The organism is uncultured Pseudokineococcus sp., assembly GCF_947495735.1.
Taxonomy (GTDB): Bacteria; Actinomycetota; Actinomycetes; order Actinomycetales; family Quadrisphaeraceae; genus Pseudokineococcus.
On sequence record NZ_CANMAA010000004.1, the window covers coordinates 243,049 to 270,041 of the forward strand.

The 26,993-nt window shown below is 77.4% G+C and carries 23 protein-coding genes and 1 tRNA gene; 5 read left to right on the top strand and 19 right to left on the bottom strand.

Annotated features, from left to right (window positions below; all coding sequences use genetic code 11):
• Positions 1-2 precede the first annotated feature (2 nt).
• Positions 3-911 carry a glycosyltransferase family 2 protein gene (locus Q0848_RS08430; protein WP_299036653.1) on the top strand — a complete coding sequence of 303 codons (909 nt, stop codon included), beginning with the start codon at positions 3-5 and terminating at the stop codon, positions 909-911.
• Between the two features lie 62 nt (positions 912-973).
• Here Q0848_RS08430 and Q0848_RS08435 read toward each other — a convergent pair whose 3' ends face one another.
• The 4 genes from Q0848_RS08435 to Q0848_RS08450 form a co-directional block, all read right to left on the bottom strand.
• Positions 974-1,108 (bottom strand): hypothetical protein, encoded by a 135-nt coding sequence (locus tag Q0848_RS08435; RefSeq protein ID WP_299036654.1) that lies wholly within the window; start codon positions 1,106-1,108, stop codon positions 974-976.
• 70 nt (positions 1,109-1,178) lie between these two features.
• The gene (locus Q0848_RS08440) at positions 1,179-4,259 is read right to left on the bottom strand and encodes a bifunctional [glutamine synthetase] adenylyltransferase/[glutamine synthetase]-adenylyl-L-tyrosine phosphorylase (protein ID WP_299036655.1); all 3,081 of its coding nucleotides are present in this window, start codon (positions 4,257-4,259) and stop codon (positions 1,179-1,181) included.
• A gap of 5 nt (positions 4,260-4,264) precedes the next feature.
• Complete coding sequence (locus Q0848_RS08445) at positions 4,265-5,116, bottom strand: type 1 glutamine amidotransferase (protein ID WP_299036656.1); 852 nt, start codon at positions 5,114-5,116, stop codon at positions 4,265-4,267.
• Between the two features lie 23 nt (positions 5,117-5,139).
• On the bottom strand, positions 5,140-6,510 hold the full coding sequence (locus Q0848_RS08450) for a glutamine synthetase family protein (RefSeq protein ID WP_299036657.1): 1,371 nt from the start codon (positions 6,508-6,510) through the stop codon (positions 5,140-5,142).
• 198 nt (positions 6,511-6,708) lie between these two features.
• Here Q0848_RS08450 and Q0848_RS08455 point away from each other — a divergent pair, with 198 nt between their 5' ends.
• Complete coding sequence (locus tag Q0848_RS08455) at positions 6,709-8,268, top strand: MFS transporter (protein ID WP_299036658.1); 1,560 nt, start codon at positions 6,709-6,711, stop codon at positions 8,266-8,268.
• A 4-nt stretch (positions 8,269-8,272) separates the two neighbouring features.
• Here the strand turns inward: Q0848_RS08455 and ppk2 are convergent, their stop codons facing one another.
• The gene (gene ppk2, locus Q0848_RS08460) at positions 8,273-9,208 is read right to left on the bottom strand and encodes a polyphosphate kinase 2 (protein WP_299036659.1); all 936 of its coding nucleotides are present in this window, start codon (positions 9,206-9,208) and stop codon (positions 8,273-8,275) included.
• 180 nt (positions 9,209-9,388) lie between these two features.
• Between ppk2 and Q0848_RS08465 the strand changes: the two genes are divergently transcribed.
• The gene (locus tag Q0848_RS08465; RefSeq protein WP_299036661.1) at positions 9,389-11,185 is read left to right on the top strand and encodes an NAD+ synthase; all 1,797 of its coding nucleotides are present in this window, start codon (positions 9,389-9,391) and stop codon (positions 11,183-11,185) included.
• A 68-nt stretch (positions 11,186-11,253) separates the two neighbouring features.
• Positions 11,254-12,072 carry a 3-methyl-2-oxobutanoate hydroxymethyltransferase gene (gene panB, locus Q0848_RS08470; RefSeq protein WP_366146495.1) on the top strand — a complete coding sequence of 273 codons (819 nt, stop codon included), beginning with the start codon at positions 11,254-11,256 and terminating at the stop codon, positions 12,070-12,072.
• A 121-nt stretch (positions 12,073-12,193) separates the two neighbouring features.
• Here the strand turns inward: panB and Q0848_RS08475 are convergent, their stop codons facing one another.
• The 12 genes from Q0848_RS08475 to Q0848_RS08530 form a co-directional block, all read right to left on the bottom strand.
• Positions 12,194-12,982 (bottom strand): class F sortase, encoded by a 789-nt coding sequence (locus Q0848_RS08475; protein ID WP_299036663.1) that lies wholly within the window; start codon positions 12,980-12,982, stop codon positions 12,194-12,196.
• On the bottom strand, positions 12,966-14,240 hold the full coding sequence (locus Q0848_RS08480; RefSeq protein WP_299036664.1) for a hypothetical protein: 1,275 nt from the start codon (positions 14,238-14,240) through the stop codon (positions 12,966-12,968). Before Q0848_RS08480 ends, Q0848_RS08475 begins: the two co-directional genes overlap by 17 nt.
• 168 nt (positions 14,241-14,408) lie before the next feature.
• Entirely contained in the window at positions 14,409-15,362 is a 954-nt protein-coding gene (gene pdxS, locus Q0848_RS08485) for a pyridoxal 5'-phosphate synthase lyase subunit PdxS (protein WP_299036665.1), read from the bottom strand.
• 231 nt (positions 15,363-15,593) lie between these two features.
• Positions 15,594-16,250, bottom strand: a complete 657-nt coding sequence (locus Q0848_RS08490; protein ID WP_299036666.1) for a hypothetical protein — start codon at positions 16,248-16,250, stop codon at positions 15,594-15,596.
• On the bottom strand, positions 16,247-17,671 hold the full coding sequence (locus Q0848_RS08495; protein ID WP_299036667.1) for a glycosyltransferase family 4 protein: 1,425 nt from the start codon (positions 17,669-17,671) through the stop codon (positions 16,247-16,249). The genes Q0848_RS08490 and Q0848_RS08495 overlap by 4 nt, the downstream gene beginning before the upstream one ends.
• Positions 17,668-18,636 (bottom strand): phosphatidylinositol mannoside acyltransferase, encoded by a 969-nt coding sequence (locus tag Q0848_RS08500; protein ID WP_299036668.1) that lies wholly within the window; start codon positions 18,634-18,636, stop codon positions 17,668-17,670. Before Q0848_RS08500 ends, Q0848_RS08495 begins: the two co-directional genes overlap by 4 nt.
• Positions 18,637-18,815: 179 nt before the next feature.
• On the bottom strand, positions 18,816-19,439 hold the full coding sequence (pgsA, locus tag Q0848_RS08505; RefSeq protein ID WP_299036669.1) for a phosphatidylinositol phosphate synthase: 624 nt from the start codon (positions 19,437-19,439) through the stop codon (positions 18,816-18,818).
• A gap of 88 nt (positions 19,440-19,527) precedes the next feature.
• A complete protein-coding gene (locus tag Q0848_RS08510) occupies positions 19,528-20,016 on the bottom strand; it encodes an HIT domain-containing protein (RefSeq protein ID WP_366146496.1) in 489 nt (162 codons plus the stop codon).
• A 158-nt stretch (positions 20,017-20,174) separates the two neighbouring features.
• Positions 20,175-22,148: a threonine--tRNA ligase gene (thrS, locus tag Q0848_RS08515; RefSeq protein ID WP_366146497.1), complete on the bottom strand. Its 1,974-nt coding sequence runs from the start codon at positions 22,146-22,148 to the stop codon at positions 20,175-20,177.
• 192 nt (positions 22,149-22,340) lie between these two features.
• Complete coding sequence (locus tag Q0848_RS08520; RefSeq protein WP_299036671.1) at positions 22,341-23,021, bottom strand: MOSC N-terminal beta barrel domain-containing protein; 681 nt, start codon at positions 23,019-23,021, stop codon at positions 22,341-22,343.
• 83 nt (positions 23,022-23,104) lie between these two features.
• Positions 23,105-23,176, bottom strand: a tRNA-Val gene (locus Q0848_RS08525).
• Between the two features lie 94 nt (positions 23,177-23,270).
• Positions 23,271-23,969 carry a PGPGW domain-containing protein gene (locus Q0848_RS08530; RefSeq protein WP_299036672.1) on the bottom strand — a complete coding sequence of 233 codons (699 nt, stop codon included), beginning with the start codon at positions 23,967-23,969 and terminating at the stop codon, positions 23,271-23,273.
• A 263-nt stretch (positions 23,970-24,232) separates the two neighbouring features.
• Between Q0848_RS08530 and Q0848_RS08535 the strand changes: the two genes are divergently transcribed.
• Positions 24,233-24,679 carry an SsgA family sporulation/cell division regulator gene (locus Q0848_RS08535; RefSeq protein ID WP_299036673.1) on the top strand — a complete coding sequence of 149 codons (447 nt, stop codon included), beginning with the start codon at positions 24,233-24,235 and terminating at the stop codon, positions 24,677-24,679.
• Between the two features lie 253 nt (positions 24,680-24,932).
• Here Q0848_RS08535 and Q0848_RS08540 read toward each other — a convergent pair whose 3' ends face one another.
• Positions 24,933-25,907 (bottom strand): aminotransferase class IV, encoded by a 975-nt coding sequence (locus tag Q0848_RS08540; RefSeq protein WP_299036674.1) that lies wholly within the window; start codon positions 25,905-25,907, stop codon positions 24,933-24,935.
• A 59-nt stretch (positions 25,908-25,966) separates the two neighbouring features.
• Positions 25,967-26,986: a chorismate-binding protein gene (locus Q0848_RS08545; protein WP_366146498.1), complete on the bottom strand. Its 1,020-nt coding sequence runs from the start codon at positions 26,984-26,986 to the stop codon at positions 25,967-25,969.
• Positions 26,987-26,993: the final 7 nt, after the last annotated feature.

Genomic DNA, 26,993 nt, shown 5'->3' on the forward strand with positions numbered 1-26,993 from the left:
CCGTGACGACGCCTGCCGCTCCCGCCCCGCCCCCCGGCTCGGCTCCCTCCGCCCGGGCCGCCGCGACGACCCCGCACCGCGGCCCGCGGGTGACCGTCGTCGTCGCCAGCCGCAACCGCCGGGAGGAGCTGCTGACCAGCCTGCGCCGCCACGAGGCCCCCGTCGTCCTCGTCGACAACGGCAGCACCGACGGCACGGTCGAGGCCGTGCGCCGCGAGCTGCCGCACGTGGAGGTCGTGGCGCTGCCGGACAACCGCGGCGCGGTGGCGCGCACGATCGGCGCGGAGAGGGCCCGCACGCCCTACGTCGCCTTCGCCGACGACGACTCGTGGTGGGCCCCCGGCGCGCTCGAGCGCCTCGTCGCCGTCTTCGACGCCTCCCCGCGGCTGGCGCTCGCGTGCGCGCGGATCCTCGTCGGGCCCGAGGAGCGCGAGGACGGCATCAGCGCCGTGATGGCCCGCTCGGTCCTCGGCACCCAGGACGACCTCCCGGGGCCCTCCCTGCTGGGCTTCGTGGCCTGCGCCGCCGCCGTGCGCCGCGACGCCTTCCTCGCGGCGGGGGGCTTCGACGACGTCGTCGTCTTCCCGGGCGAGGAGGAGCGGCTGGCCTGGGACCTCGCCGCCGCCGGGCACGGGCTGGCGTACGTCGAGGACCTCCTCGTCCACCACCACCCCTCCACCTCGCGCGACGCCCCGGACGTGCGCGCCGCGGGCATCGCGCGCTCGGCCCTGCTGACCGCGGTGATGCGCCGCCCGTGGCCCGTGGTCGCGCGCGCGCTCGTCCGCGCGCTGCGCGCGCACCCGGCGGCCGTGCGCGCGGCGCTGCCCCGGCTGGGCGCGGCGCGCCGGGCCCGACGCCCCAACCCGCCGGCCGTCGAGGCGGGCATCCGAGCCCTGGAGGCCGCTGGCTGACGGTCCCGGGCAGCGGGCGCGGCCCGCTCAGCGCCGACGACGCGTCGAGATGGGGGTTCGCGTCACCCGAGGGCCCCCGTGGTGACGCAGACCTCCATCTCGACGGCGGCCCCCGCCGGGCTGACCACCGCGCCCACGCGTCCGGGGGTGCACGTGCCCGCCCAGGTGCACCGGACGACGTCGTGGCCGAGGGCCACGAGGGCGTCGGCCCGGTGCCGGTCGTGGCGGAGCGCCTCGGGTGCGGCGGGCTGCGGACGCCCGCCGGCGTCAGCCGTCGTCCCAGCCGAACAGCAGCCGCTCGACGACGGCGCGGGCCCGCCGCGTGCGCCGGCGGTGCTCGTCGTCCAGGGCGCTCGCGGAGCCCGCGGGCATCCCCAGCAGGCGAGCCACCCCCTCGAGGTCGTCCAGGTCGGTCGGCACGACGTCGCCGGACCGGCCCGACCACAGCGCCATCGCGGCGCGCACGCGCGAGCCCCACCGCCACGCGTCCTCCAGGACGTCGGCGTCCTCGCCGTCGAGGAGGCCGTCGTCGGCCGCCGCCCGCAGGGCGCCCAGGGTCGACGTCGTCCGCAGGGCCGGCACCCGGGCGGCGTGCTGGAGCTGGAGGAGCTGGACCGTCCACTCGACGTCGGAGATGCCGCCCGGGCCGAGCTTGACGTGCCGGCGCGGGTCGACGCCGCGGGGCAGCCGCTCGGACTCCACCCGCGCCTTGATGCGGCGCACCTCCCGGACCTGCGCCTCGTCCAGGCCGGCCGACGGGTAGCGCACGCCCTCCACGAGCGCGGTGAAGGCCGCGCCCAGCTCGGCGTCACCGGCCACGGGCTCCGCGCGCAGCAGCGCCTGCGCCTCCCACACGTCCGACCAGCGCGCGTAGTAGGAGGCGTAGGACGACAGCGAGCGCGACAGCGGCCCGCTTCGGCCCTCGGGGCGCAGGGCGGCGTCCACCTCGAGGGACGGCTCGGGCCCGAGGGCCTTGAGCAGGCGCTGCACCTCCCCCGCGACCGCGACGGCGACCTCCTGCGCCTGCTGCTCCCCGACGCCGTCGCGCGGCTCGTGGACGAAGAGCACGTCGGCGTCGCTCGCGTAGGTCAGCTCGGCCCCGCCCAGGCGCCCCATCCCGATGACGGCCATCCGCACCGGCAGCGGCTCCCCGACGCGCCGGGCCACCGACCGCTGCGCCGCGGCCAGACCGCCCTGCAGCAGCACGCGCGTCGCCGCGGACAGCGCGTCCCCCACCTCCTCGAGGGTGAGGACGCCCGAGAGGTCCCCGACGGCGGTGCGCGTCATCTCCCGGCGGCGCACGGCCCGCGCCGCCGTCACGGCGTCCACGGGGTCGCGGTGGCGCGCCACGACGGAGCCGACCTCCGCGCGCAGCTGCTCGTGCGGGCGCGGGCGCAGCTCGGCGTCCCCCTCGAGCCACCGGGCGGCCTCCGGCGCCTGCAGCAGCAGGTCGGCCGCCATCCGGCTGCCAGTCAGCAGGTTGGCCAGCCGCTCGGCCGCCACGCCGTCGTCCCGCAGCATCTGCAGGTACCAGTGCGTGCCGCCGAGGCTCTCCGACAGCCGCCGGAACGAGAGCAGGCCCGAGTCGGGGTCGGCGCCGGCGGCGAACCACCCGAGCAGCACCGGCAGGAGCTGGCGCTGGATGGAGGCCCGGCGGCTGACCCCGGCGGTGAGCGCCTCCAGGTGCCGCAGCGCCCCCGCGGGGTCGCGGTACCCCAGCGCCTGCAGGCGCTCGCGCGCGGCGTCCGCGCCGAGGCGGACGTCCTCGGTGGACAGCCGCGCCGCGGCGCCGAGCAGCGGCCGGTAGAAGAGGCGCTCGTGCAGGCGCCGGACCGTGGAGCGGGTCTGCTGCCACCGCTCCTCCAGCGCCGTGACGCCGTCCAGGCCGGACGCCCGCGCCAGGCGGCGCACGTCGTCCTCCCCCGTCGGCAGCACGTGCGTGCGCACCAGGCGCGAGAGCTGGATGCGGTGCTCGAGCACCCGCAGCCACCGGTAGGCGCGGTCGAGGGCCCCGGCGTCCGCCCGGCCGACGTAGCCGTAGGTGGCGAGCGCCTCTAGCGCGTCGAGCGTCGTCCCGCTGCGCAGGCGCGGCTCGGCGCGGCCGTGGACGAGCTGCAGCAGCTGGACGCTGAACTCGACGTCCCGCAGGCCGCCCGGGCCCAGCTTCAGCTGGCGCGGAGCCTCCTTCGCGGGCACGTGCTGCTCGACGCGCCGCCGCATCGCCTGCGTGTCCGGCACGAAGCCCGGGCGCTGGGCCGCCTCCCACACCATCGGCCGGACGGCCTCGAGGTAGGCGGCGGCGACCTCGGCGTCCCCGGCCACGTGGCGCGCCTTCAGCAGGGCCTGGAACTCCCACGTGCTGGCCCACCGCTCGTAGTACGCCCGGTGGCTCTCCACGGTGCGCACCAGCGGGCCCGCGCCCCCCTCGGGGCGCAGGTTCGCGTCGACCGGCCAGAGCGCGCCCTCGGCCGTGTAGGCGGAGCAGTGCTTGGCGAGCAGGCGCGCCAGCTGGGTGCCGACCGCCAGCGCCTGCGCCTCCGTGGCGCCCTCGGCGGGCTCGACGGCGTAGACGACGTCGACGTCGCTGACGTAGTTGAGCTCGCGGCCGCCGCACTTGCCCATCCCGAGGACGGCCAGCCGCACCGCCCGGTGGTCGTCGCCGACGTCCCGGCGCGCCAGGGCCAGGGCCGTCTCCAGCGCGGCGGCGGCCAGGTCGGCGAGCTCGCGGCCGACGTCGGCCACGCGGCGCTCGGGAGCGGGGGACGCGAGGTCGCGGCCCGCGAGCGACAGCAGCCGCCGCCGGTAGGCGCGGCGCAGGTCGTCCCCGGTCGCCTCGGCGGACGCGACCGGGGCCGGGTCGGCCGGGTCGACGCCGACCCACCGGAGCAGCTCGGCGCGCAGGGCCTCGCCGGGGACCGGCGCGTCCTCGTCCTCGAGGACCTCGGCGTCGCCGGGGTGGCGCACGAGGCCGTCCGCCAGCGCGGAGGACCCGCCGAGCACGGCCACGAGGCGGTCGCGCGCCGGCCCCGGACGGGCGAGGAGCCGCAGCGGCGGCGAGCCGGGGTGCTCGGCGAGCCGCGCCACCGCGCGCAGCGCCCCGTCCGGGTCCGCCGCCGCGCCCACCACCTGCACGAGCTCCTCGGCCGCCGCCTGCGGGGTCACCGGGGACGTCGGGGCCGTGGGGCGCCGGGGCCCGCTCGCGCGTCCGGCACCGGCGCGCGGCGCCCCGCCCTCGGCGGCCCCCCAGCGCCTCAGCACGGCGACCGTGGCCGGCTCCGCCAGGATGCGCTGCGCCGCATCGGGATCGGTGAAGCCGCGACGGGCCAGCCACCCGGGCGAGATGCTCACCGCGCTCACCGCGCCCCCGCCGTCGTCGGGAGCGCCGAGCCGGCGCCGCGCTCGCGGCGCGCCGCGCGCGCCTGCTCCAGGAGGACCCGCGCGTGGCGGTCCGCCCCGCGGGCCAGCTCGGGCGCCGCCGCGGCCACCGGGGCCACGACGTCCTGGACGGCGAGCCCCGCGTCGGCCAGCTCGCGCCGCGCGTCGTCACCGGCGTCGCACCAGGCGGTGACCATCTCGGCCGTGGCCTCGGGGTGGTACTGCACGCCCCACGCCCGGGCGAGGCGGAACACCTGCACCTCGCACGACGCCGAGGCGGCCAGCAGGGTCGCGCCCGGGGGGAGCTCCAGCACGGCGTCCCCGTGCGACTGCACGGCGCGCCAGGGCCCGTCCTCCTCGGCGGCCGCCGCCAGCAGGGGGTCGGCGACGGGCTCGGCGACGAGGGGCACGAGCCCGTGCTCCGGCCCGAGCGGGGCGCGGCCGGTGCGCCCACCCGTCGCCGCGGCGAGGAGCTGGGCCCCCAGGCACACGCCGAGGACCGGCGTCCCGTCGCCCGCGCACGCGGCGAGCAGCGCGCGCACGGCGGGCAGCCAGGGCCAGCGCGCGTCGTCGTCCGCGGCCGCCGTGCCGCCCAGGACGACGAGGGCGTCGTGCCCGCCCGCCCGGACGCCCGGCCCGCGACGCCCCAGCGACGCCGGCAGCGGCTGGCCGAGGTCGGGCCGCACGACGTCGACCACGGCGCCCTGCGCCGAGAGCGCCTCCCCCAGCAGGGCCGGCGGGCACACGTCCTCGTGCTGGACGACGAGGACGCGCAGCGGCTCCTCCCCGGAGCGCTCCGCCGCCGGCGCTCCCGCGGCTCCCCCGCGCACGTCCCCCACCTCCGCGACGGCGATCAGAGCCAGGGCAGGAAGCGCCGCAGCTCGAACGGCGTCACCTGGGCCCGGTAGTCGACCCACTCGGCCCGCTTGTTGCGCAGCACGTGCTCGAACATGCTCTCCCCCAGCGTCTCCGCGACCAGCTCGCTGCCCTCGGTGAGCGAGATGGCGTGGTCCAGGCTCGCCGGGAGCTGCCCGATGCCCATGGCGCGCCGCTCGGCGCCGGACAGCAGGGCCACGTCCTCCTCGACGCCCTCGGCGAGCGGGTACTCCTCCTCGACGCCCTTCAGGCCGGCCGCCAGCAGCACCGCGAAGGTCAGGTACGGGTTGGCCGCGGTGTCGATGCCGCGGTGCTCCACGCGCGCGGACTGCGCCTTGCCGGGCTTGTACATCGGCACCCGCACCAGGCCGGAGCGGTTGTTGTGCCCCCAGGCGATGTCCGAGGGGGCCTCGTTGCCGCCCCACAGGCGCTTGTAGCTGTTGACGAACTGGCTGGTGATGAGGGTCGTCTCGGGCGCGTGGCGCAGCAGCCCGGCGATGAAGTGGCGTGCGGTGGCGCTCAGCTCGTACTTGGCGCCCGGCTCGTGGAAGGCGTTCCGGTCGCCCTCGAACAGGGACAGGTGGGTGTGCATCCCGCTGCCCGGCTGGTCCGCGAGCGGCTTGGGCATGAAGGAGGCGTAGACGCCCTGCTGCAGCGCCACCTCCTTGACCACCGTGCGGAACGTCATGATGTTGTCCGCGGTCGTCAGCGCGTCCGCGTAGCGCAGGTCGATCTCGTTCTGGCCGGGCCCGGCCTCGTGGTGGCTGAACTCCACCGAGATGCCCATGGCCTCGAGCATCGCGATGGCCGCTCGGCGGAAGTCGTGCCCGGCACCGCCCGCCACGTGGTCGAAGTAGCCCATGGTGTCGGCCGGCACGGGCGGGTGCACCGGGTCCGCGAGGCCGTCCCCGACGCTGTCGGCCGGGCTCCCCTGGAAGAGGTAGAACTCGATCTCGGGGTGGGTGTAGAAGGTGAAGCCCTTCTCCGCCGCCCGGGAGAGCGTGCGCTTGAGCACGTTGCGGGAGTCGGCCAGCGCGGGCTCGCCGTCCGGGGTGAGGATGTCGCAGAACATGCGAGCCGTGCCGGCGCTGCTGCCGTCCCCGCGCCAGGGCAGGACCTGGAACGTCGAGGGGTCGGGCCGGGCGATCATGTCGGACTCGGAGCGGCGGGCGAGGCCCTCGATCGAGCTGCCGTCGAAGCCGATGCCCTCGGCGAAGGCCCCCTCCAGCTCGGCCGGCGCGATGGCCACCGACTTCAGGCCGCCGAGCACGTCGCCGAACCACAGCCGGACGAACCGGATGTCGCGCTCCTCGATCGCGCGGAGCACGAACTCCTGCTGGCGGTCCATCCGTCCCATCCCTTCGCTGTGCCCCTCGGGGCGGAGCCCCGCGCGGCGGCGTCCGCGGCGGCGCGGGCGCCATCCTGCCAGCGGCCGGGCCCGGGGAGGCGACGTCGGCCCGGCCGGTCGACCGGGCCCTGCTCGGCCGGGACGTCCACCGCACCGGCCCGCGCGGTGGGGACGAGTGCCTCGGCATACCGTCCTGGCGTGAGGACCCCGCGCGCCGCGGGACCGCGGAGCGGTCCGGACCACGCCCCCCGCCCTCGGCAGGACCCTCCCGGGCCGCGGGGGAGGTCGTCGGGCGACGACGGCGCGGAGCCGCCGGACCCGCGGCGATGGAGGGCGCTGGCCGTCTGCCTGGTCTCGGGGTTCATGACGCTCCTCGACGTCTCGATCATCAACGTCGCGCTCCCCTCCCTCCGCGAGGACCTGGGCGCCACGGGCAGCGACCTGCAGTGGGTGCTGTCGGGGTACGCGCTGGCGTTCGGCCTGGTGCTCGTGCCCGCGGGGCGCCTCGGGGACGCCCACGGCCGGCGGCGCGTCTTCGTCGCCGGCCTGGCCCTGTTCACCACGGCCAGCCTGCTGTGCGGGCTGGCGCCCTCGCCCGGCTGGCTGCTCGCCGCCCGGCTCCTGCAGGGGGTGGGCGGCGGGCTGCTGCAGCCCCAGGTGGCCGCGTTCATCCAGTCGCTGTTCTCCGGGCCGGAGCGGGGCCGCGCGTTCGGGCTGCTGGGGACGAGCATCGGGCTGTCCACCGCCGTCGGCCCGCTCCTCGGCGGCACCATCCTCAGCGTCGACCCGGACCCCTCCGCCTGGCGCCTGGTGTTCTTCGTGAACATCCCCATCGGCGTCGCGGGCGTCGTGCTCGCGATGCGGTGGCTGCCCTCGGCCCGGCCCGAGGGCGGACGAGCCTCGCACGTCGACCTCGCCGGCGTGGCCCTGCTCGCCGCCGCCCTCACGGCGCTGCTGCTGCCCCTCCTGGAGCAGCCGGGCGCTGCGTCGTGGGCGAGCCTCTGGGTGGGCTCCGCCGTCCTCGGCGTCGCCTTCGTGCGCTGGGAGCGGCGGCGCACCCGGTCCGGGCGGGACGCGCTGGTGGACCTGTCGCTGTTCCGCGAGAGCCGGTACCGCAACGGCGTCCTCGTCGGGCTCGTGTACTTCACCGGCTTCACGACGATCTTCTTCGTGCTGTCGATCTACCTGCAGGACCAGCTCGGCCTGAGCCCGCTGCAGGCGGGCCTGGTGCAGACGCCCTTCGCCGTCGGCGGCGCCATCACCCCGGTGCTCGCGGGCCGCGCCGTCAGCCGGCTCGGGCGGCGCCTCGTCGTCGCCGGTCTCCTGGCGGTGGCCGTCGGGCTGCTCGGGGTCCTCGCCGTCGTGGCGACGCTCTCGGACGTCCTGCCGCCGGGGCAGCTCGGCCTCGCCCTCGCGCTCCCGCTCCTCCTGGGCGGCGCCGGCAGCGGTGTCGTCATCTCCCCCAACACGACGCTGACGCTCTCCGTGGTGGCCTCCGAGCGCGCGGGCTCGGCCAGCGGCGTCCTGCAGACCAGCCAGCGGATCGGCTCCTCGGTGGGCATCGCCCTCGTGGGCGCCGTCTACTTCGGCGTCGCGGCGGCCTCGGGCGGGGCCGCCCCGGACTACGCCGCCGGGCTGTCGGCGAGCCTGCTCGTCGCCGTGGTCCTCGTGCTCCTGGCCCTCGTGCCCGCTGCCGCCGACCTGCGCGACGAGCGCCGGCAGCAGCGGGCCGAGGGCGCGGGGCGCGGCGGCGGCTGAGCCCTCAGGCCCCGGCGCCGCGCCCCGCGTCCTCGGCGGAGGAGGAGGCCCCCTCGGGGGCCCGGTCGACCTCCAGGATGCTGCTGGCCGGGACGACGAGCTGGGGGTCGGGCTCCCCGACCACGTCGGCGTCCTTGTCGTCGTAGGGGAAGCGGGAGAGCACCACGCGCATCGCCTCCAGGCGCGCGCGCTTCTTGTCGTTGGTGCTCACCACGACCCAGGGGGCGAACGGGAGGTCGGTGCGGGCGAACATCTCCTCCTTGGCCCGGGTGTACTCGTCCCAGCGGCCGAGGCTCTCGATGTCCATGGGGCTGAGCTTCCACTGGCGCACCGGGTCGATCTGGCGGATCAGGAAGCGCGTGCGCTGCTCGGCGCGGGTCACGGAGAACCAGAACTTGACGACGTGGATGCCGTCGTCGGCGAGCATCTGCTCGAACAGCGGCACCTGCGCCATGAACCGGTCGTACTGCTGCGGCGACGCGAAGCCCATGACGCGCTCGACCCCGGCGCGGGTGTACCAGGAGCGGTCGAAGAAGACCATCTCCCCCGCGGCCGGGAGGTGGTTGACGTACCGCTGGAAGTACCACTGCGTGGACTCGCGCTCGCTGGGCTTCTCCAGGGCGACGACGCGGGCGCCCCGGGGGTTGAGGTGCTCGGTGAAGCGCTTGAGCGTGCCGCCCTTGCCGGCGGCGTCCCGGCCCTCGCAGAGGACGACGAGCCGCTCGCCGGACGCCTTCATCCAGCGCTGCAGCCTGAGGAGCTCGATCTGCAGGCGGCGCTTCTCGACGGCGTAGTCCTCACGGCGCATGCGCTCGGCGTAGGGGTAGCCCTCCCGCCAGGTGTCCACGCGCCGTCCGTCGGCGTCGACGAGCTCGGGCTCGTCCTCGTCGTCGACGACGGTGACCCCCGGGGGCACCTCCAGGTGCTCGTGCACTGCCACGGCCCGCACGCCTCCCTCGCCGCGCACCGCGCGGCTCTCGCTGCACCCGCCTCCTGGCGGCGGGCCCACGGGTGACCGTGGCGCTCGCACCCCTCCCCCGCAAGGCGAGACGCCGAGCGGCCCGCCGGTCGCCCGTCGCCCGTCCCGGGGCCGGGGCCGGGGCCTGGCTAGGCTCGCCGCATGCCCTCTCTGCGCCTCGCCCTGGCCCAGGTCGACACCACCGTGGGCGACCTCGACGGCAACGCGGCGCTGGTGCGGCGCGCCGCCGCCGAGGCCGCGGCGGCGGGCGCGGACCTGCTCGTCCTGCCCGAGCTCGCGCTGACCGGCTACCCCGTGGAGGACCTGGCGCTGCGGCGGTCCTTCGTCGACGCCTCCCGGGCGGCCGTGGGCCGCCTCGCCGAGGACCTCGCCGCCGACGGGCTCGGGGACCTGCCCGTGGTCGTGGGCTACGTCGACCGGGCCTCCGGGGCGGTGGCCGAGGGGGTCAGCAGCGCGGGGCGCGGCCAGAAGGAGGAGGGCCGGCGCGAGGGCGCGGCGACCGGCGTGCCCAAGGGCCTGCCCCAGAACTGCGCCGCGCTGCTGCACGGCGGGCGCCAGGTGGGCCGCTACGCCAAGCACCACCTGCCGAACTACGGCGTCTTCGACGAGTTCCGCATCTTCGTGCCCGGCCGCGACCTGCTCGTCGCGCGCGTGCGCGGGGTCGACGTCGCCGTCGCGATCTGCGAGGACCTCTGGCAGGAGGGCGGCCCCGTGGCCGCCGCCCGCGCCGCCGACGCCGAGCTGCTCGTCGTCCTCAACGCCTCCCCGTACGAGCGCGCCAAGGACGACACCCGGCTGGCGCTGTGCCGTCGTCGCGCCGGCGAGGCCGAGGCGGTCCTGGCGTACGTCAACAGCGTCGGCGGCCAGGACGACCTCGTCTTCGACGGCGGGTCGGTCGTCGTCGCCCCCGACGGGGAGGTGCTCGCCCGCGGCGAGGCCTTCGCGGAGCAGCTGCTCGTCGTCGACCTGGACCTGCCCGAGGGCGCGGCCGCCCCGCCGTCGGTCGAGCGGGTGCAGCGCGTCGTGGTCAGCGAGGAGCCGGCGCCGGCGCGCGAGCCCGTGCCCGCCCCGCTGGCCGAGCCCCTGGACGACACGGCCGAGCTGTGGGGCGCCCTGGTGCTGGGCCTGCGCGACTACACGCGCAAGAACGGCTTCCGGCAGGTCCTCCTCGGCTTGTCCGGGGGCATCGACTCGGCGGTCTGCGCCGCGCTCGCGGTCGACGCGCTGGGGCCGGAGGGCGTGGTGGGCGTCTCGATGCCGAGCAGCTACTCCACCGAGCACTCGCGCAGCGACGCCGACGACCTGGCCGAGCGCCTGGGCATCGACTACCGGGTGCACCCGATCGCGCCGATGGTGGAGGCCTTCCTCGCGAACGTCCCGATGAGCGGCGTGGCGGAGGAGAACCTGCAGGCCCGGGTGCGCGGCACCCTGCTCATGGGCGTCTCGAACTCCGAGGGCCAGCTCGTGCTGACGACCTCGAACAAGAGCGAGCTGTCGGTCGGCTACTCGACCATCTACGGCGACTCCGTCGGCGGCTTCGCGCCGCTCAAGGACGTGTCCAAGACCGACGTGTGGCGCCTCGCGCGCTGGCGCGACGCCGACGCGGCGTCGCGGGGCGAGCGCGAGCCGATCCCGGAGGCGTCGATCACCAAGGCGCCGTCCGCGGAGCTGCGCCCGGACCAGACCGACCAGGACTCCCTGCCGGAGTACGACGTCCTCGACGCGCTGCTCGAGGACTACGTCGTGCGCGCCATGGGCCGCTCGGAGCTGCTCGAGGCGGGGCACGCCCGCCACGACGTGGAGCAGGTGGTCGGTCTCGTGGACCGCGCGGAGTGGAAGCGGCGCCAGGGCGCGCCCGGCACCAAGACCACGACCGTGGCGTTCGGGCGCGACCGGCGCCTGCCCGTCACGTCGCACTGGCGCGAGGAGGACGCGTGAGCGAGGAGCCGGCTCCCTACGGCGCCGCGGCGGCCGGGCCTCCCGGCGCCGCCGCGCCGACCTCCCCCGTGCCCGCCTCCCCCTCCCCCCGCGTGGTGCGGACCACGACGCTGCGGCGCTGGAAGGAGGAGGGCCGCCGCTGGGCGATGCTCACCGCCTACGACGCGATGACGGCGTCGCTCTTCGACGAGACCGGCGTCCCGGTCCTGCTCGTCGGCGACTCGGCGGCGACCACCGTCCTCGGGCACGCGTCGACCATCCCGGTCACGGTCGAGGACATGCTCGTGCTGACCAGGGCGGTGACCCGGGCGACCTCGCGCGCGCTCGTCGTCGCGGACCTCCCGTTCGGCAGCTACCAGCAGGGCCCGGCGCAGGCCGTGGCCACCGGGGTCCGGATGCTCAAGGAGGGCGGTGCCGCCGCGGTGAAGCTGGAGGGCGGCGCCGCCGTCGCCCCCAGCGTGAGCGCGCTCGTCGACGCCGGCGTCCCGGTGATGGGCCACGTCGGCTTCACCCCCCAGTCCGAGCACGCCCTGGGCGGCTACCGCGTGCAGGGGCGGGGCGAGGGCGCCGAGCGCCTGCTCGCCGACGCCCGGGCCCTGCAGGACGCGGGGGCCTTCGCGGTCGTGCTCGAGATGGTCCCGGCGCCCCTGGCCGAGCGCGTCACCCGAGCGCTGGAGGTGCCCGTGGTCGGCATCGGCGCCGGTGCCGGGACCGACGCGCAGGTGCTGGTGTGGACGGACATGGCCGGCCTGGGCGGCGGCCGGACGCCCCGCTTCGTCAAGCAGTACGCCGACCTGCGCGGCGAGCTGGCGAGGGCCGCCCGGGCCTACGTCGAGGACGTGGAGGCCGGGAGCTTCCCCGGCGCGGAGCACTCCTTCGAGGAGTGAGCCCTCGCGGGACCGGGCTGCTCCAGGCCCGGGCTGTCGGACGACCGGGCTGTCGGACGACCGGGGCTCCCGCGGACCGGGGCGGTCGGTGCGGCCGCGCCGCCGCACCGACCGGCGGCCCTCAGCGGGCGTCGACGGCTGACTCCTCGGCGGTGACGACGAGGTTCTCCGTGGAGCGGCGGCCGTCCTCGCGCTGGAAGCACGTGATCAGGACCAGCCGGCCCGGGTGGACCTCCCACACCGCGTCCGCCTCGGGCAGCTCGTCCTTGCCGTAGCGCCGCACGTCGGTGACCGCGTACTCCGCCGTCCCCGAGGGCGTCTCGACCTCGACGAGGTCCCCGGGCCCCACCGCGCCGCCCTCGAAGTCCGCGTCCAGCAGCGGGTCGAAGGCAGCCTCGCCCCGGCTCCAGGAGTGCGCGGCGATGTAGACCGTGTTGTCCGGCGCCGACGCCCCCGCCCCCGGCTCGCCGTAGGGGTCGATCCAGTACGCGTCCGTCATCGTCGGCGGGTTGATCGCCCCGCCGTCCGGCACCAGGGCGTGGACCGGCAGGTCGAGGTCGACCGAGGGCACGCGGAGCCGGATGTCGGCGTCCGTCCCCAGGGCTGCCGCCGCGGTCGGCTGGGGCACGTCGACCGGCGGCGCCTGGACTGACGGCGCCGCAGCAGAGGGTGTCGCCAGACTCGACGCGGGGGGCACCGTCAGCGCCGGCTCGGGTGCGACGTCCCGCTCCGAGGCCACCGCGGGGGTCTCGGGCTCCTCGCCGCCGAGGCCCAGGGCCACGAGCGAGCCACCGGCGACCGCCAGGGCTGCGGCGGCGCCCACGAGGGCGGCACGCCGCGACGGGCGCCGCCGCCCCCGTCCGGGGGTGGCGACGCCCGTCGGCGAGGGGCTCTCAGGCGCGGCGGCCACGGCGCCCCGTGCGGAGGGCGGCAGCGCCGGCGCCGGCGGCCACCGCCAGGAGGGCCGCGCCGGCGGCGACCAGACCGCCGTCGACACCGCCGCCCTCGACGCCGGTGTTGGAGCGCAGGCCCGGGTTCTGGGCCGGGGCCGGTGCGGGCGCCGTGACGGTCACCGTGGGCGTGGGCACGGGCGCGACGGCCGCCGCCTCGAGGACGAGCTCGCCCACCGCGACCATGGAGACGGAGTCGTCGGAGCTGGGCACGAAGAGGACCATGAGGTAGCTGCCCGGCCGGAGGTCCTCGGACGGCCTCACCGTGGCCGAGCGCTCCCCCGTCTCCGGGTCGCCGGCGTAGTCCTCGAGGTCGAGCGCCACCACGTCGCCCTCGGCACCGTCGCCCTCGGACGCCGAGCCCTCGAGATCCGCCTCGAGGTCCTCGAGCACCCGGGCGGTGCCGGTCGCGGCGCTCGACGCCGACGTCCCCTCGACGGCCTCGGCCACGACGGATGCCGCCGAGGACGACTCGAGCACGAGGTCGCCCTCCTCGTCGTCGTCGCCGAGCGGCAGGAGGAAGCCGTCGAGCCCCTCGAGCGTCTCCACCCCCAGCCCGCGGAGGCTCGAGTCCTCCGGCAGCACGACTTGGAAGGGCTCGCCCGCCCGAGCTGCCACCGGCTCCTCGACGAAGGTGAACGCCTCGAGGGCGCTGGCGTCCACCGCGGCCGGGGTCCGCACCAGCTCGGCCGCGTCGCCCGTCGGCTTCAGGTCGAGGGGGACGGTCACCTCGAACGACGGGGCGTCGGCGAAGCCCTCGACCTCGAGGCCGGTGACCAGCAGGAAGACGTCGTCGACGTTCGTCAGGGCGTCGTCGGCGGCGGGGAGGACCACGGTGAGCAGCCCGTCGGTGACCTTCGGCTCCAGCTCCTCCGCCAGCGTGAGGGGCTGCGGGACCTCTCCCACCTCCAGGGCGTCCTCGTAGTCCTCCATGGTGACCAGAGCGGCCGCCGCATCGGCGGAGACGGCGCGGTCGGGCAGGTCCACCGTGACGGTGCCGTCCCCCGCGGCGAGGTCGACCGGGGTCGCGTCCAGCTCGTTCGCCTGGTCCCGGTCCAGCGGGAGGCCGAAGGCGGAGAAGGCCACGTCCTGCCCCGGGTCGAGCACGAAGGAGGACGTGGCCGCCAGCGCGCTCGGCGCGGCAAGGGCCAGTGCGGTGGTCGCGGCCAGAGCACCGAGGCCCGTACTGGCGACCCGGCGGGTGGTCGTGCGCGGCATGGAGGCCCTCTCGCGTCGTGGCGGGCGTGGCTCACCCGCTGCGGGTGCACCATATCGACCGGTTCCGCCCCTGGCTGGGCCTTAGGACCGACGGCACGGACGCAAGCGCCCCGCTCACCCGAACGGGTGAACGGGGCGCTCGCCGACCTCGTGCGGGCGGGGTCGGAGTCACCAGCCCCGCGAGGCCAGGCGGTGCGGCTCGGGGATGGCGTCGACGTTGAGGCCGACCATCGCGTCGCCCAGGCCGCGGGAGACCTTCGCGATGACGTCGGGGTCGTCGAAGAACGTCGTCGCCTTGACGATGGCCGCGGCGCGCTCGGCGGGGTTGCCGGACTTGAAGATGCCCGAGCCGACGAAGACGCCCTCGGCGCCGAGCTGCATCATCATCGCGGCGTCCGCGGGGGTGGCGATGCCGCCCGCCGTGAACAGGGTCACGGGCAGCTTCCCGGCCGCGGCGACCTCCGCGACGAGCTCGTACGGGGCCTGCAGCTCCTTGGCCGCGACGTACAGCTCGTCGCTGCTCATCGAGGACAGCCGGGCGATCTCCGCGCGGATCGTGCGGATGTGGCCCGTGGCGTTCGAGACGTCGCCGGTGCCGGCCTCGCCCTTGGAGCGGATCATCGCGGCGCCCTCGGTGAGGCGGCGCAGCGCCTCGCCGAGGTTCGTGGCACCGCAGACGAAGGGGACCGTGAAGCGCCACTTGTCGATGTGGTGGACGTAGTCGGCCGGCGTCAGCACCTCGGACTCGTCGACGTAGTCGACGCCCAGGCTCTGCAGGACCTGCGCCTCGACGAAGTGCCCGATGCGCGCCTTGGCCATGACGGGGATCGAGACCGCGTCGACGATGCCCTGGACGAGGTCGGGGTCGCTCATCCGCGCGACGCCGCCCTGGGCGCGGATGTCGGCGGGCACGCGCTCGAGGGCCATGACGGCGACGGCGCCGGCGTCCTCGGCGATCTTGGCCTGCTCCGCGGTGACGACGTCCATGATGACGCCGCCCTTGAGCATCTCGGCCATGCCGCGCTTGACCCGGGCGGTGCCGCGCGCGGCGCTGTCCCGGGCGCTCTCCCCCGGCCCGGTGGGCTGGGCGGCGGCGGGCTGGGTCGTCTCGGGCGTGGGCACCGGTACCTCGCAGGTCTCGTGGGGCTGGGCGGTCAGGCTGGGGCGGTCAGGGCTGGGCGTCGGAGCGGGAGCGGTTCGGGCCGGGAGGTCGGTCCCAGCCGGTCGTGCGCGGAGGGCGCCGGGAGGGCGCCGGGTGCGGAGCGGTCTCCGCCGCCGCCGGGCCCGCCGCGACCTCGAGCGACGCGCTCGGCGCCGTCCGGCCCATGGTAGGCCCCCGCCCCGCGCGGGCGGTCAGGGCAGCAGGCCCGGCGGCGGCTCGTCGTCGACCTCGAAGGTCCTCGGCTCCGGGGCGCGGCCCGCGAGGCGCGCCCAGCGCACCAGGCGGCCCCGCCGGCGCCGGCGCACCTGGACCTGGGCGTCGTTGGAGAACCGCCGCGCCAAGGACAGCCGCCGGCACGCCGTCACGAGGTCCTCCAGCAGCCCCTCGGCCGCGGGCTCGCGCCACAGCTCGGCGAGCACCTCCGGGGGCAGGGCCGCGCGCAGCGCCGCGGAGAGGTCGCTCTCGGCGCGCTCGCGCTCGGCCGTCAGGCGCCCGGGGCCGGCGGTGGGGTCGGGCGACAGACCTGGTACCCGCTGCTCGTCGGGCCCGGGTCGCCGGGCGGCCTCGTCGTCGGGCTCGCCCTCCCCCAGGGCGTCCGCCGCCGCCACGGCGAGCAGCACCGACGCCGCGGGGTCCAGGAGCCCGCTGCGCGCCAGGCGGTCCACGGCGGCTGCACGGCGGACCAGCTGCTCGACGAGCGCGGCCCGCGCGCCGTCGGCGCGCCGGTGGAGGCGGTCCAGCCGCCTCGCCGCCGTGCTGAGCAGCAGCGCGGCGACCACGAGGGCGAGCACGACCAGCGGCACGAGGACCAGCAGCCGCACGTCGACGAGGACGTCGGCCCCGCTCATCGCCGCGCCGCCGGCCCGCGGTCGCCGGAGGGGCCGGGGCCCGCGCCCCTGCGCCGGCGCGCGCGCCACGGGCGGCCGGCGTCCGGGCGGCGTGCCGGGTCGGCGCCGTCGGCGGCGCCCGTCGCGTCCGGTCCCCCGCCGTCGGTCCGGTCGTCGGCCCGGTCGTTGGCACGGGCGTCGGCCCGGTCGTGCGTACGGGCGTCGGCCCGGTCGTGCGTACGGGCGTCGGCCCGGTCGTGCGTACGGGCGTCGGCACGCTCGTGCGTACGGGCGTCGGCACGGGCCCGGGCGCGGTCGCCCTGCAGCACCGTCTCGTAGACGGCGACGAGCTCGTCGGCCACGACCGACCAGTCGTAGCGGCGCACGGCCAGCGCGGCGGCGTCCCGGCGCGCCGCGGTCGACGCCGGGTCGCCGAGGACGTCGTGCACGGCGGCGGCGAGCGCGGCGCTGTCGCCCACGGGGAAGAGGGCGCCGAGGGCGCCCTGCCCGAGCACCCGGCGGAACGCCGGCAGCGCGCTGGCCACCACGGGGGCACCGGCGGCCATGGCCTCGACGAGCACGATGCCGAAGCTCTCCCCGCCGATCTGCGGCGCCACGTAGACGTCGACGGAGGCCAGCAGCGCCCGCTTGTCCGCCTCCGAGACGGGCCCGAGCGGCACGAGGGCGGCGGCGTCCTCGGCGGGCAGCGCCCGCAGGGCCTCGCCGTCGCCGGAGCCCGCCACGAGCACCCGGACGCCGGGGTGCTGGGCCCGCAGCCGCGGGACGGCACCGGCGAGGACGGCCAGGCCCTTGCGCGGCTCGTCGACGCGCCCGAGGAAGCCGACGACCGGCGGCCGGCCCGCGCGGGCCCCGAGCCAGCGGGGGTCCGGCTGCGCGTCCGCGAAGTCGGCCACCCGCACGCCGTTCGGGACGACGACCGCGTCGCCCCCGAGGTGCTCCACGACGGTGCGCCGGGCGTCCTCGCTCACCGCGATGCGGGCGGACAGGCGCTCGAAGCCGGGGCGCAGCAGCGGCTGCGCCGCCCGCATGGCCCGCGAGCGGTCCAGGGCGCTGTGGAAGGTGGCCACCACCGGCACCTCGGCGGCCAGCAGCGCCAGCAGGCCGAGGCTCGGGGACGCCGGCTCGTGCACGTGGACGAGGTCCCACCCGCCGGTCGCCAGCCACCGGCGCACGCGCGAGTTCGTCACCGGCCCGAAGGACAGCCGCGCCACGGACCCGTTGAAGGGGACGGCCACGACGCGGCCGGCGAGCTCCAGGCCCTCGTCGACCCCGTCCTCCGCGCTCGCCGCGCGCTCCCCGCCGGGGGCCAGCACGCCGACCTCGTGGCCCAGCCGGCGCAGCTCGCGCGCCTGGTCGCGCACGTGGAGCTGCACCCCGCCCGCGACGTCGAGCGCGTACGGGCAGACGATCCCGATCCTCACGAGCCCGCCCCCGTCCGGGCGCCGTCACCCTCGGGTCGGGCGCCGACGGGCCCGCCGGCGCCGGGGCCGGGCTCCGTTCCGGGCAGCAGGACGGGGCTCAGGAGGTGCCAGTCCTGGGGGTGTCGGGCGAGCGCGGCGGCGAGCAGGTCGGCGCAGGCCTGGGTCGTCGCGGCGACGCGCTGGGGCCGAGGGCCGGTGACGACCCTCTCGACGCGGTGCGGGCGTCCGAGCACGACCCAGCCCCCGGCCACGGAGCGGTCCCGCTCGTACCAGGCCTCGAAGGCGAACAGGGGGGCGTCGGCGAGGTCGGCCAGGGCCGCCGCTCCCGAGGCCAGCCGCGCCCGGCCGCCCAGGAAGTCGACCTCGACGGCCGCTCCCCCCAGGTCCCGGTCGACGAGCAGGGGCACCAGGGACCCGGAGCGGACGCGGCGCACGAGCTGGGGCAGCGGCGGCGCGGCGCCGGTGTGCGGGAGGGCCTCGATGCCCACGGCGGCGCGGGCCCGCACGAACGCCTCGAACACGTCGTCGTCGGCGAGCCGCTCCACCACCGTGGTGGTGGGTCCCATCTCCAGCGGCCCCCACGCGCCCAGGACGTCCCAGCTGGCCGAGTGCGTGAGCGCCACCACCGCGCCGCCGACGGCGAGGGCGGCGCGCAGCTCCTCGTCCTCGACGAAGCGGACGGCCCGCCGGCGGCGCTCCTCGGACCAGGTGTCGACCACGAAGGTGTCCACCCAGGCGCGGGCGTGCGAGCGCAGGGCCGCCCGCAGCACCAGCCGGGCGCGCCACGGCGCCAGCCCGGGACGGGCGTGCTCGAGGTTGCGGACCAGGTGCCGCACCCCGGCCAGCGCCTCCGCGCGCCGACCGACCGGGGAGAGCGCCACGACCCACGCGACGTCGACGACCGCGGCCGCCGCGGCGCGCACGAGGGGCTCCGGCAGGGCCACGACGGTGCGCCACAGCAGCATCAGCGGGGACGGGCGGCGCCGTCCCCGCCGCCCGCGCCGCGAGCCCGTCCCTCGCGCGCCGGTCCCCTCAGCGCCGGTCCCCTCAGCGCCGGTCCCCTCTGCGCTGGTGCCGTCCGGCCCGGCAGGACCGGAGGCCACCGGGTCCTTGCGCACCGGCTCCCTGCGCACCGGCTCCCTGCTCACCGGGCGCGGGGGGTCGTCGCGAGCGACTGACGCCGCACCGTGGCGATGCGCTGGCCGACCGTGACGGCGCTGCCCAGGGCGAGCAGGGACAGCACGACGACGAGGAGCGCCGTCGGCGCGCCCAGCCCCACGAAGAACGTCCCGGCCAGGACGGCGACGAGGCGGTCGGCGCGCGCCGCGATGCCGACGTCCGCCGTCATCCCGAGCCCCTCCGCCCGGGCCTTGGCGTAGGAGACGACCGACCCGAGGACCAGGCAGACGAGGGCGAGGACGCCCGCGGCGCCGTCGTCCCCCTCCCCCAGGAACCACAGCGCGACGCCCAGGAAGATCGCGGAGTCGCCGAAGCGGTCCAGCGTCGAGTCGAGGAAGGCCCCCCACGGCCCGGAGCGACCGGCCATGCGGGCCATCACGCCGTCGAGGGTGTCCGAGAGGACGAAGGCGGTGATGACCAGGGGCCCCGCCACGAGATGACCGGCGGGGAGCAGGACAAGCGCGGACACGACCACCCCGAGCGTCCCGAGGACCGTGATGACGTCGGGGCTGACGCCGAGGCGGACGAGCGCGCGCGCCGCCGGGGTGAACACGGCGGACATCACGGCACGGGCGTAGCGGCTGAGCATGGTGCTGCGCACAGTAGCCAGGCCGACGGGGCCCGCCCGACCACCGCGCGGGCGCCCCGGTCGTCCTCGGGGGCGCCCGTCGCGGGCGTCAGGCCCGCGTGCGGTCCGGCTCCGGCCAGGCGGCGGCGAGCTTGCTCCGCGTGTCGCCCAGCAGCTCGGGCACGGCCTTGGTGCGGCCCACGACGGGCAGGAAGTTGGCGTCCCCGCCCCACCGCGGCACGACGTGCTGGTGCAGGTGGGCGGCGATGCCGGCGCCCGCGACGGCGCCCTGGTTCATGCCGAGGTTGAAGCCGTGCGGGGCGCTGACGTCGGCCAGGACCCGCAGGGCCGTGCGCGTCATCCGCGCCACCTCGACCGTCTCGCTCTCGGTCAGGTCGACGTAGGAGGCCACGTGGCGGTACGGGCAGACCATGAGGTGGCCCGGGTTGTAGGGGTACAGGTTGAGCACGGCGAAGCACTCCTCGCCGCGCGCCACCACGAGGCCCTCGGCGTCGTCGCCCTCCCGCGCGCGGCAGAAGGGGCACTGCGGCCCCTCGTGCTCGTCCGCGGGCTTGTTCTCCCCGCCGATGTAGGCCATGCGGTGCGGGGTCCACAGGCGCTCGAAGCCGTCGGCCTCGCCGGCGTAGCGGCCCGCCGGGTCGACCCGGACCCCGTCCGGCCCCTCCGCCGGGCCGTCCTGCCCCGGGCCGTCCTGCCCCGGGCCGTCCTGCCCCGGGCCGTCCGCCGGGGAGCCGCTCACACCTGCGCCCGGGAGCGCACGGCGTCGACGACGCGGGCGACCGCCTCGTCCACGGGCACGCCGTTGTCCTGGGTGCCGTCGCGGAACCGGAAGCTCACGGCGCCCTTCTCGACGTCCTCGCCGCCGGCGATGAGCAGGAAGGGGACCTTCTGCTTGGTGTGGGTGCGGATCTTCTTCTGCATGCGGTCGTCGGAGTCGTCGACCTCCACGCGCACCCCCTGCTCGCGCAGGCGCGCGGCGACCTCGCGCAGGTACGGCGCGAAGTCCCCCGCGACGGGGATGCCGACGACCTGCACGGGGGCCAGCCACGGCGGGAAGGCGCCCGCGTAGTGCTCGACGAGGAGGCCGAAGAACCGCTCGATGGAGCCGAAGAGCGCGCGGTGGATCATCACCGGGCGCTGGCGGGTGCCGTCGGCGGCCTGGTACTCGAGCTCGAAGCGCTGCGGCAGCTGGAAGTCCACCTGGATCGTGGACATCTGCCAGGTGCGCCCGATGGCGTCGCGCGCCTGGACGGAGATCTTCGGCCCGTAGAAGGCCGCGCCCGCCGGGTCCGGGACGAGGTCCAGGCCTGAGCGCTCGGCCGCCTGCGCGAGCGCGGCGGTCGCCTGCTCCCAGTCCTCGTCGCTGCCGATGGACTTGTCCGGGTTCCGCGTCGACAGCTCGAGGTAGAAGTCGTCGAGGCCGTAGTCGCGCAGCAGCCCGAGGACGAAGTCGAGCAGGTCGCCCAGCTCATCGGCCATCTGCTCGCGGGTGCAGTAGATGTGGGCGTCGTCCTGCGTCATCCCGCGCACCCGCGTGAGGCCGTGCACGACGCCGGACTTCTCGTAGCGGTACACGGTGCCGAACTCGAAGAGCCGCAGCGGCAGCTCGCGGTAGGAGCGGCCGCGGCTGCGGTAGACGAGGTTGTGGAACGGGCAGTTCATCGGCTTGAGGTAGTAGTCCTGCCCCTGCCGGCGCACGACGCCGTCCGCGTCGCGCTGCTCGTCCAGGTGCATGGGCGGGAACATCCCGTCCCCGTACCAGTCGAGGTGACCGGAGGTCTCGAAGAGGTCCTTCTTCGTGATGTGCGGGGTGTTGACGAAGGCGTACCCGGCCTCCTCGTGGCGGCGCCGCGAGTAGTCCTCCATCTCGCGGCGCACGACGCCCCCGCGGGGGTGGAACACGGCCAGGCCGGAGCCGATCTCGTCCGGGAAGGAGAAGAGGTCCAGCTCGGTGCCCAGCCGGCGGTGGTCGCGGCGCTCGGCCTCGGCCAGGCGCTCGACGTGGGCGGCCAGGCCCTCCTTGGTGGCCCAGGCGGTGCCGTAGACGCGCTGCAGCTGGGCGTTCGCCTGGTCGCCGCGCCAGTAGGCGGCCGCCGAGCGCGTCAGCGCGAAGGCGTTGCCCAGCACCTTGGTCGAGGAGACGTGCGGCCCGCGGCACAGGTCGCGCCAGACGACCGAGCCGTCGCGGCGCAGGTTGTCGTAGATCGTGAGCTCGCCGCCGCCGACCTCGACGGAGGCGCCCTCGGCCACCTCGCCGCCGTCCGCGGCGTCGGTCGAGGACGAGCCCTTGAGCCCGATGAGCTCCAGCTTGTAGGGCTCGTCGGCCAGCTCGGTGCGGGCCTCGTCCTCGGTGACGACGCGGCGGCGGAAGCGCTGGCCCTCCTTGACGATGCGCGCCATGGCCTTCTGCAGGGCCTGCAGGTCCTCGGGCGTGAAGGGCACCTCGACGTCGAAGTCGTAGTAGAAGCCGTCGGTCACGGGCGGGCCGATGCCCAGGCGCGCGTCGGGCCGCGCCTGCTGCACGGCCTGGGCCAGGACGTGCGCGGCGGAGTGCCGCAGCACCTGCAGCCCGTCGGGCGAGGCGGCGAGCACGGGCTCGACGACGTCGCCGTCGGCGACCTCGGAGTCCAGGTCGCGCAGCTCGCCGCCGATCCGGGCGACGACGAGGGCGTCGTCGCCGCGACCGGCGCGGTGGTCCTCCTCCAGCACCTGCCAGGCCGTCGCCCCCTGCGGCACCCGGCGCTCGGTGCGGCCGGTGGCGCCCTCGACGACGACGGTGAGGAGCGGGGCGTCGGTCGACGGCGCGGTGGTCTCGGGGCTCTGCGTCACGGCCGCGATGCTAGCGACGCACCACCCCGCCGCCGACGCCCCCGACGGCCGCCGCACTTCCCCGCAGGGGGCTCAGGCGCCGGCCGGGCCACCGGCCGCGACCAGCCGGACCGGGTCCCCCACGGCGACCTCGCCCTCGACGACGACGTCGGCGTAGACGCCCAGGCACCGGCGCGGCGTGCGGGTGACGACGAGCACGGCGTCACCGACGAGCAGGCGGGCGCCGACCCAGGCCCGCTCGGCGCCGGGCCCTTCGACCGGGTCGAGGGCCAGGACGACGTTGGCCCTCGGGTCGGGGTCGCACTCCTGCGCGTCCGGGCCCGCCTCGGCGCCCAGGCTGACGAGGTGGACCGGGGCGACGGCGGCGCTCCCGGGCGCCGCGTCGTGCTCGCGCGCGGGAGCCGTCGCCGCCCCCGGGACACCGGTGGCCGCGGCGAGGCCGGCGTCGTCCAGCTCGGAGCCGCCGGCGTCGGCGACGACGAGCCGGCCGCTGCGCAGGCTCGCCCGCAGCGAGGCCAGCGCCGGCGCGTCGCGCCCCCGCAGCGGGCGCCCGGAGGCGTCGACCAGCACGTGCCCGCGGTCCCCGGCCAGCCCGGCAGCCGTGCAGCGCACGCGCTCCACCACCTCGCCCGCGGCGGAGCGCAGCGGGTAGCGGGTGAGCGCCGCCACGGCGCCGACGACCCGGCCGGCCCGCTGGTCGGCCCGCCGGTCGCGGTGCGGCCCCGACCCGTTGGCCTCGTCTGCGCTGGTCACGGCGGGACCTCCTGGCGGCGAGGGACTGGGGCCCGGGACGACGAAGGCCGGCCCCCGGATCGGGGACCGGCCTTCGGGACGGGTGGGCGATACTGGATTCGAACCAGTGACCCCCTCGGTGTGAACGAGGTGCTCTACCGCTGAGCCAATCGCCCGTCGGCGCCGCGTGCGGCGTCGGACGTGAACAGTACCCGATCCCGGCGACCGGGCGTCGCCGAGGCCGGACGAGGGGCGGCGGCCCGGACGGGCTCAGCCCCTCGGGTCGACGCCCGGCAGCCGCACGAGCTGGAGCGCCAGGCCCTCGGGCACCCACCCGGGCAGGCCGAGGGCGACGGCGAGACCCAGGGCGACGGCGGTCAGGACGGCCACCACCAGCGCGGTCGAGCCGAGCAGCCGCACCCCCAGGGGCATCCGCGCCGTCCGCTCCGCGAAGCGGTGGGCGCCGACGCGGGCGCGCTCGAGCAGGCGCCTCGCCCAGCGGAACTCCGTGGACAGGACGGCGAGGGCTAGGAGGAGCAGGGGGATGCCGCCCGGGCCCGGGAGCCAGCTCACCAGCGCCCAGGCGACGAGCAGCAGGCCCCCGACCACGCCCACGCCCACCCGGTACAGCCGGTGGAGGCGGGGCCGCTCCTGGCGCAGCCGGTCCCGCCATCCCCATCGGCTCGGCTGGTCGGAGGGCGCCGTGGCTCCGGAGTGCTCGGCCGCGCCCCCCTCCGTGGAGACCCGCTCCGAGGAGACCTGCGCCGAGGAGTCCCGTCCGGCCGCGCCCGGCCCCGGCCCCGGCCCGCCCCACTCGGCCCCGGGCTCCACCGCTGCTCCCGGCTCGAGGGGCGCGGGACGCTCGCGGCGCGGCCGCACGGGGAACGACGCCCCGTCGTCACCGGGTCCTGACCCGTCCGCGGCGGAGCCGCCCGTGCCGGCGTCGACGCGCCGGGAGCCGCTGGGCATGGCCCGAGACTAGGCGAGCGCTCCTCGCCGGCGGTCCGGCGGATCCGCTCGGCGCACGACCCGAGCCGTCCCGACGGTGGTGGACCGGGAGCCCCTGGTGCTCGGCAGGACTTCTTGAGCACTTGAGCGGCGAGCGCCCGCACTGCTCCGTCCGGGCTACTGCGGGCGTCCTGGTTTAGCTCTGGCCTCCCGGGGGCACATCCTCTTCAGACCGGACGGCCGCTCGGGCCGCCACCGCACGCCAGCCCCCGCAGGAGGCCCGCATGTCCCCCGTCACGCCCCGCAGCTCCGGCCGCCCCGCGGACGTCGAGTCGCCGGTCGACCTCCGCCTCGTCTCGCCCGACGGCGAGTCCGTCGCCCTCCCCGTCCTGCTCCGCTACGCGGTGGACGACCCCTTCGCGGTCACCGTGGCCTTCGGGTCCGGCGCCGAGCCCGGCTCGGACGTCCAGTGGGTCTTCGCCCGCGAGCTGCTCCTGGCGGGGCTCGAGGCCCCCAGCGGCGACGGCGACGTCCGCGTGTGGCCCGCGGCCGACGGCCGCCCCGACACCACGTGCGTCGCGCTGAGCTCCCCGGACGGCCGCGCGCTGCTCGAGGCCGCGACGAGCGACCTGCGCGCCTTCGTGGCCCGCACCCTGGCCGCCGTCCCGCGCGGCGGCGAGGCCCGCTGCATGGACCTCGACGCCGAGATCGGCCACCTCCTCACCGCCTGACCGCGGTCGGGGCGGGGGGCAGCACCTCCCGCCCCGACCCGGGGCAGCCCTCGCGCTGCAGCGCACGACCCGAGCACGACGACGCCCCGGCGGCGACCCCGCTGCCGGGGCGTCGTCGTGCCCGGGAGCGGTGGCGCCCCAGAGCCGACCGCCCCGCGGTGCGGGTGTCTCCGTCGCACGGCGGCCCAGCGGGACCGGCGGCCCAGCGGGACCGGCGGCCCAGCGGGACCGGCGGCTCAGCGGGACCGGCGGCTCAGCGGGGGTCGAGGTCCTCGGCGGCCCGGCGCGCGAAGAGCTCGGCGGCGCGGGCCGGCAGGCCCTCGGTCTCCAGCGGGCGCCCGTCGAGCGCCGTCTGCACCTGCACGTCGCGCAGCGAAGACGTCAGCAGCACGGCCGCAGCCCCCTCGAGCGCCTCCAGCGGCAGGGCGCGCTCCACGACCGGCAGCCCCTCCTGAGCGGCCCACTCGAGCAGCAGGGCCCGCGTCACGCCCGCCAGGCACCCGGAGGACAGGGGCGGGGTCACGAGCTCCTGCTCGGGCCGTCCTCGGCCGTCCCGCAGCTGCACCACGACGTTGCTGCCCGTGCCCTCGCACAGCTCCCCGCGCGTGTTCGCCAGCAGGGCCTCCCCGGCTCCGGCCGCGAGGGCGTGGCGCAGCGCGACCACGTTCTCGGCGTAGGACGTCGTCTTCAGGCCGGCGGTCGCGGCGCGCTCGTTGCGGGTCCACGGCACCACCACCACCGAGGGGGACACCGCCGGCGGCGGGGCGGCGGACGCCGCCACCACGAGCGTCGAACCGCCGTGGCGCTCGGAGCCCAGAGGCCCCGGTCCGCTGGTCCACGTGATCCGCAGCCGCCCGCGGGCCAGCGGCCGGGCGGCCAGGACGGCGGCCACGGCCTCGCGCACGCGGTCCTCGTCGGGCCGGGGCAGCCCCAGGCCGTCGGCCGAGCGGGCCAGCCGGACCAGGTGACGCGTGAGCGCGAACGCGACGCCGTCGCTGACCCGGCAGGTCTCGAAGACGCCGTCGCCCGTCGTCATGCCGTGGTCGAGGGCGTCCACGACGGCGCCGCCGTCGGCGGAGAGGGAGCCGTCCACCCAGACGACGGGGGGCTCCGCCGCGGGCGCGGGCGGCGGGACGAGGCCGTCCGCCCCCGCCTCGGCCGCCCCCACGGCGCCGCCGGCGCCCTGCGCCCGCTCCGTCGTCCCGCTGCTCCCGGCGCCGGTGTCCATGGCACCGATCATGGCCCGGCGGGGACGCCGTCGGCGGGCGGCGCTCCGACGTCGCGGCGTCAGGGGACGGCCCCGGACGCGATCGCGAGCAGCCGGGCGGCCTTCAGCTCGGTCTCGGCCCACTCCTGCTCCGGGTCCGAGCCCCACGTGATGCCCGCTCCCGTGCCGAGCCGCAGCTCCCCCCCGGACGCGGTGAAGGTGCGGATGCCGACGGCCAGCTCCGCGGTGCCGCGGTCGGCGTCCACCCACCCGATGCCGCCGCAGTAGGGGCCGCGGGGCGCCGTCTCGAGCGCAGCGATCGCGTCGAGGGCGGCCCGCTTCGGCGCCCCGCTGACCGACCCCGGAGGGAAGGTCGCGCGCAGGAGCTGCGCCCAGGTGGTCCCGGTGCGCAGCCGGCCGCGCACCGTCGAGACCAGGTGGTCCAGCCCGGGGTGGGCCTCCCGGGCCAGCAGGGCGGCGACCTCCACGGAGCCGGGTCGGCACACGCGCTGGAGGTCGTTGCGCACGAGGTCGGTGATCATCACGTTCTCGGCGACGTCCTTGCCCCCGAGCGGGCCGCCGGGCACGGCGGTCCCCTTGATGGGGCCGCTCTCCACGACGTCGCCGCGGCGCCGCAGGAACAGCTCGGGCGAGGCGGAGACGACGCCCTCCGCCCCCAGGTCCAGCACGCCGGCGTAGGGCGCGCGGTTGCCGGCGCGCAGCAGCGAGGCCAGCGCCCAGAGGTCGGGGGGCTCGGGCAGCGGCGCCCGCAGCACCCGGCAGAGGGTCGCCTGGTAGACGACGCCCTCGCGCACCAGCTCGCGGACGGCGCGCACGCCCGCGGTGTAGGCGGCGCGGTCCATCGACGACGTCCAGGCGCCGGGCGCCGGCCCGCGCCAGGTGCCCCCCACGGGCGGGTCCGCGGGCCGCACGTCGGCGAACCGGAAGGCGCGCGCCCGGCCCCGGCCGGGGACGCCGACGGCGCTGGGCTCCCCCACCGCCGCCTCGAAGTCCGCGACGACGAACCACCAGCCGCCCCGCTCCAGGGCGTCGGGGTCCTGGGCGAGGTCCACCTCCTCCTCCAGCCCGGTGGCGAGCAGGCCGCCC

Coding starts and splice junctions, on each gene's coding strand:
- Q0848_RS08480 (WP_299036664.1), bottom strand. CDS start 14,240: ATGCCGCGCACGACCACCCGCCGGGTCGCCAGTACGGGCCTCGGTGCT.
- Q0848_RS08535 (WP_299036673.1), top strand. CDS start 24,233: ATGTCCCCCGTCACGCCCCGCAGCTCCGGCCGCCCCGCGGACGTCGAG.
- Q0848_RS08530 (WP_299036672.1), bottom strand. CDS start 23,969: ATGCCCAGCGGCTCCCGGCGCGTCGACGCCGGCACGGGCGGCTCCGCC.
- Q0848_RS08465 (WP_299036661.1), top strand. CDS start 9,389: ATGCCCTCTCTGCGCCTCGCCCTGGCCCAGGTCGACACCACCGTGGGC.
- Q0848_RS08450 (WP_299036657.1), bottom strand. CDS start 6,510: ATGGACCGCCAGCAGGAGTTCGTGCTCCGCGCGATCGAGGAGCGCGAC.
- pgsA (WP_299036669.1), bottom strand. CDS start 19,439: ATGCTCAGCCGCTACGCCCGTGCCGTGATGTCCGCCGTGTTCACCCCG.
- Q0848_RS08500 (WP_299036668.1), bottom strand. CDS start 18,636: ATGCTGCTGTGGCGCACCGTCGTGGCCCTGCCGGAGCCCCTCGTGCGC.
- Q0848_RS08490 (WP_299036666.1), bottom strand. CDS start 16,250: ATGAGCGGGGCCGACGTCCTCGTCGACGTGCGGCTGCTGGTCCTCGTG.
- Q0848_RS08510 (WP_366146496.1), bottom strand. CDS start 20,016: ATGGCCTACATCGGCGGGGAGAACAAGCCCGCGGACGAGCACGAGGGG.
- Q0848_RS08540 (WP_299036674.1), bottom strand. CDS start 25,907: ATGGACACCGGCGCCGGGAGCAGCGGGACGACGGAGCGGGCGCAGGGC.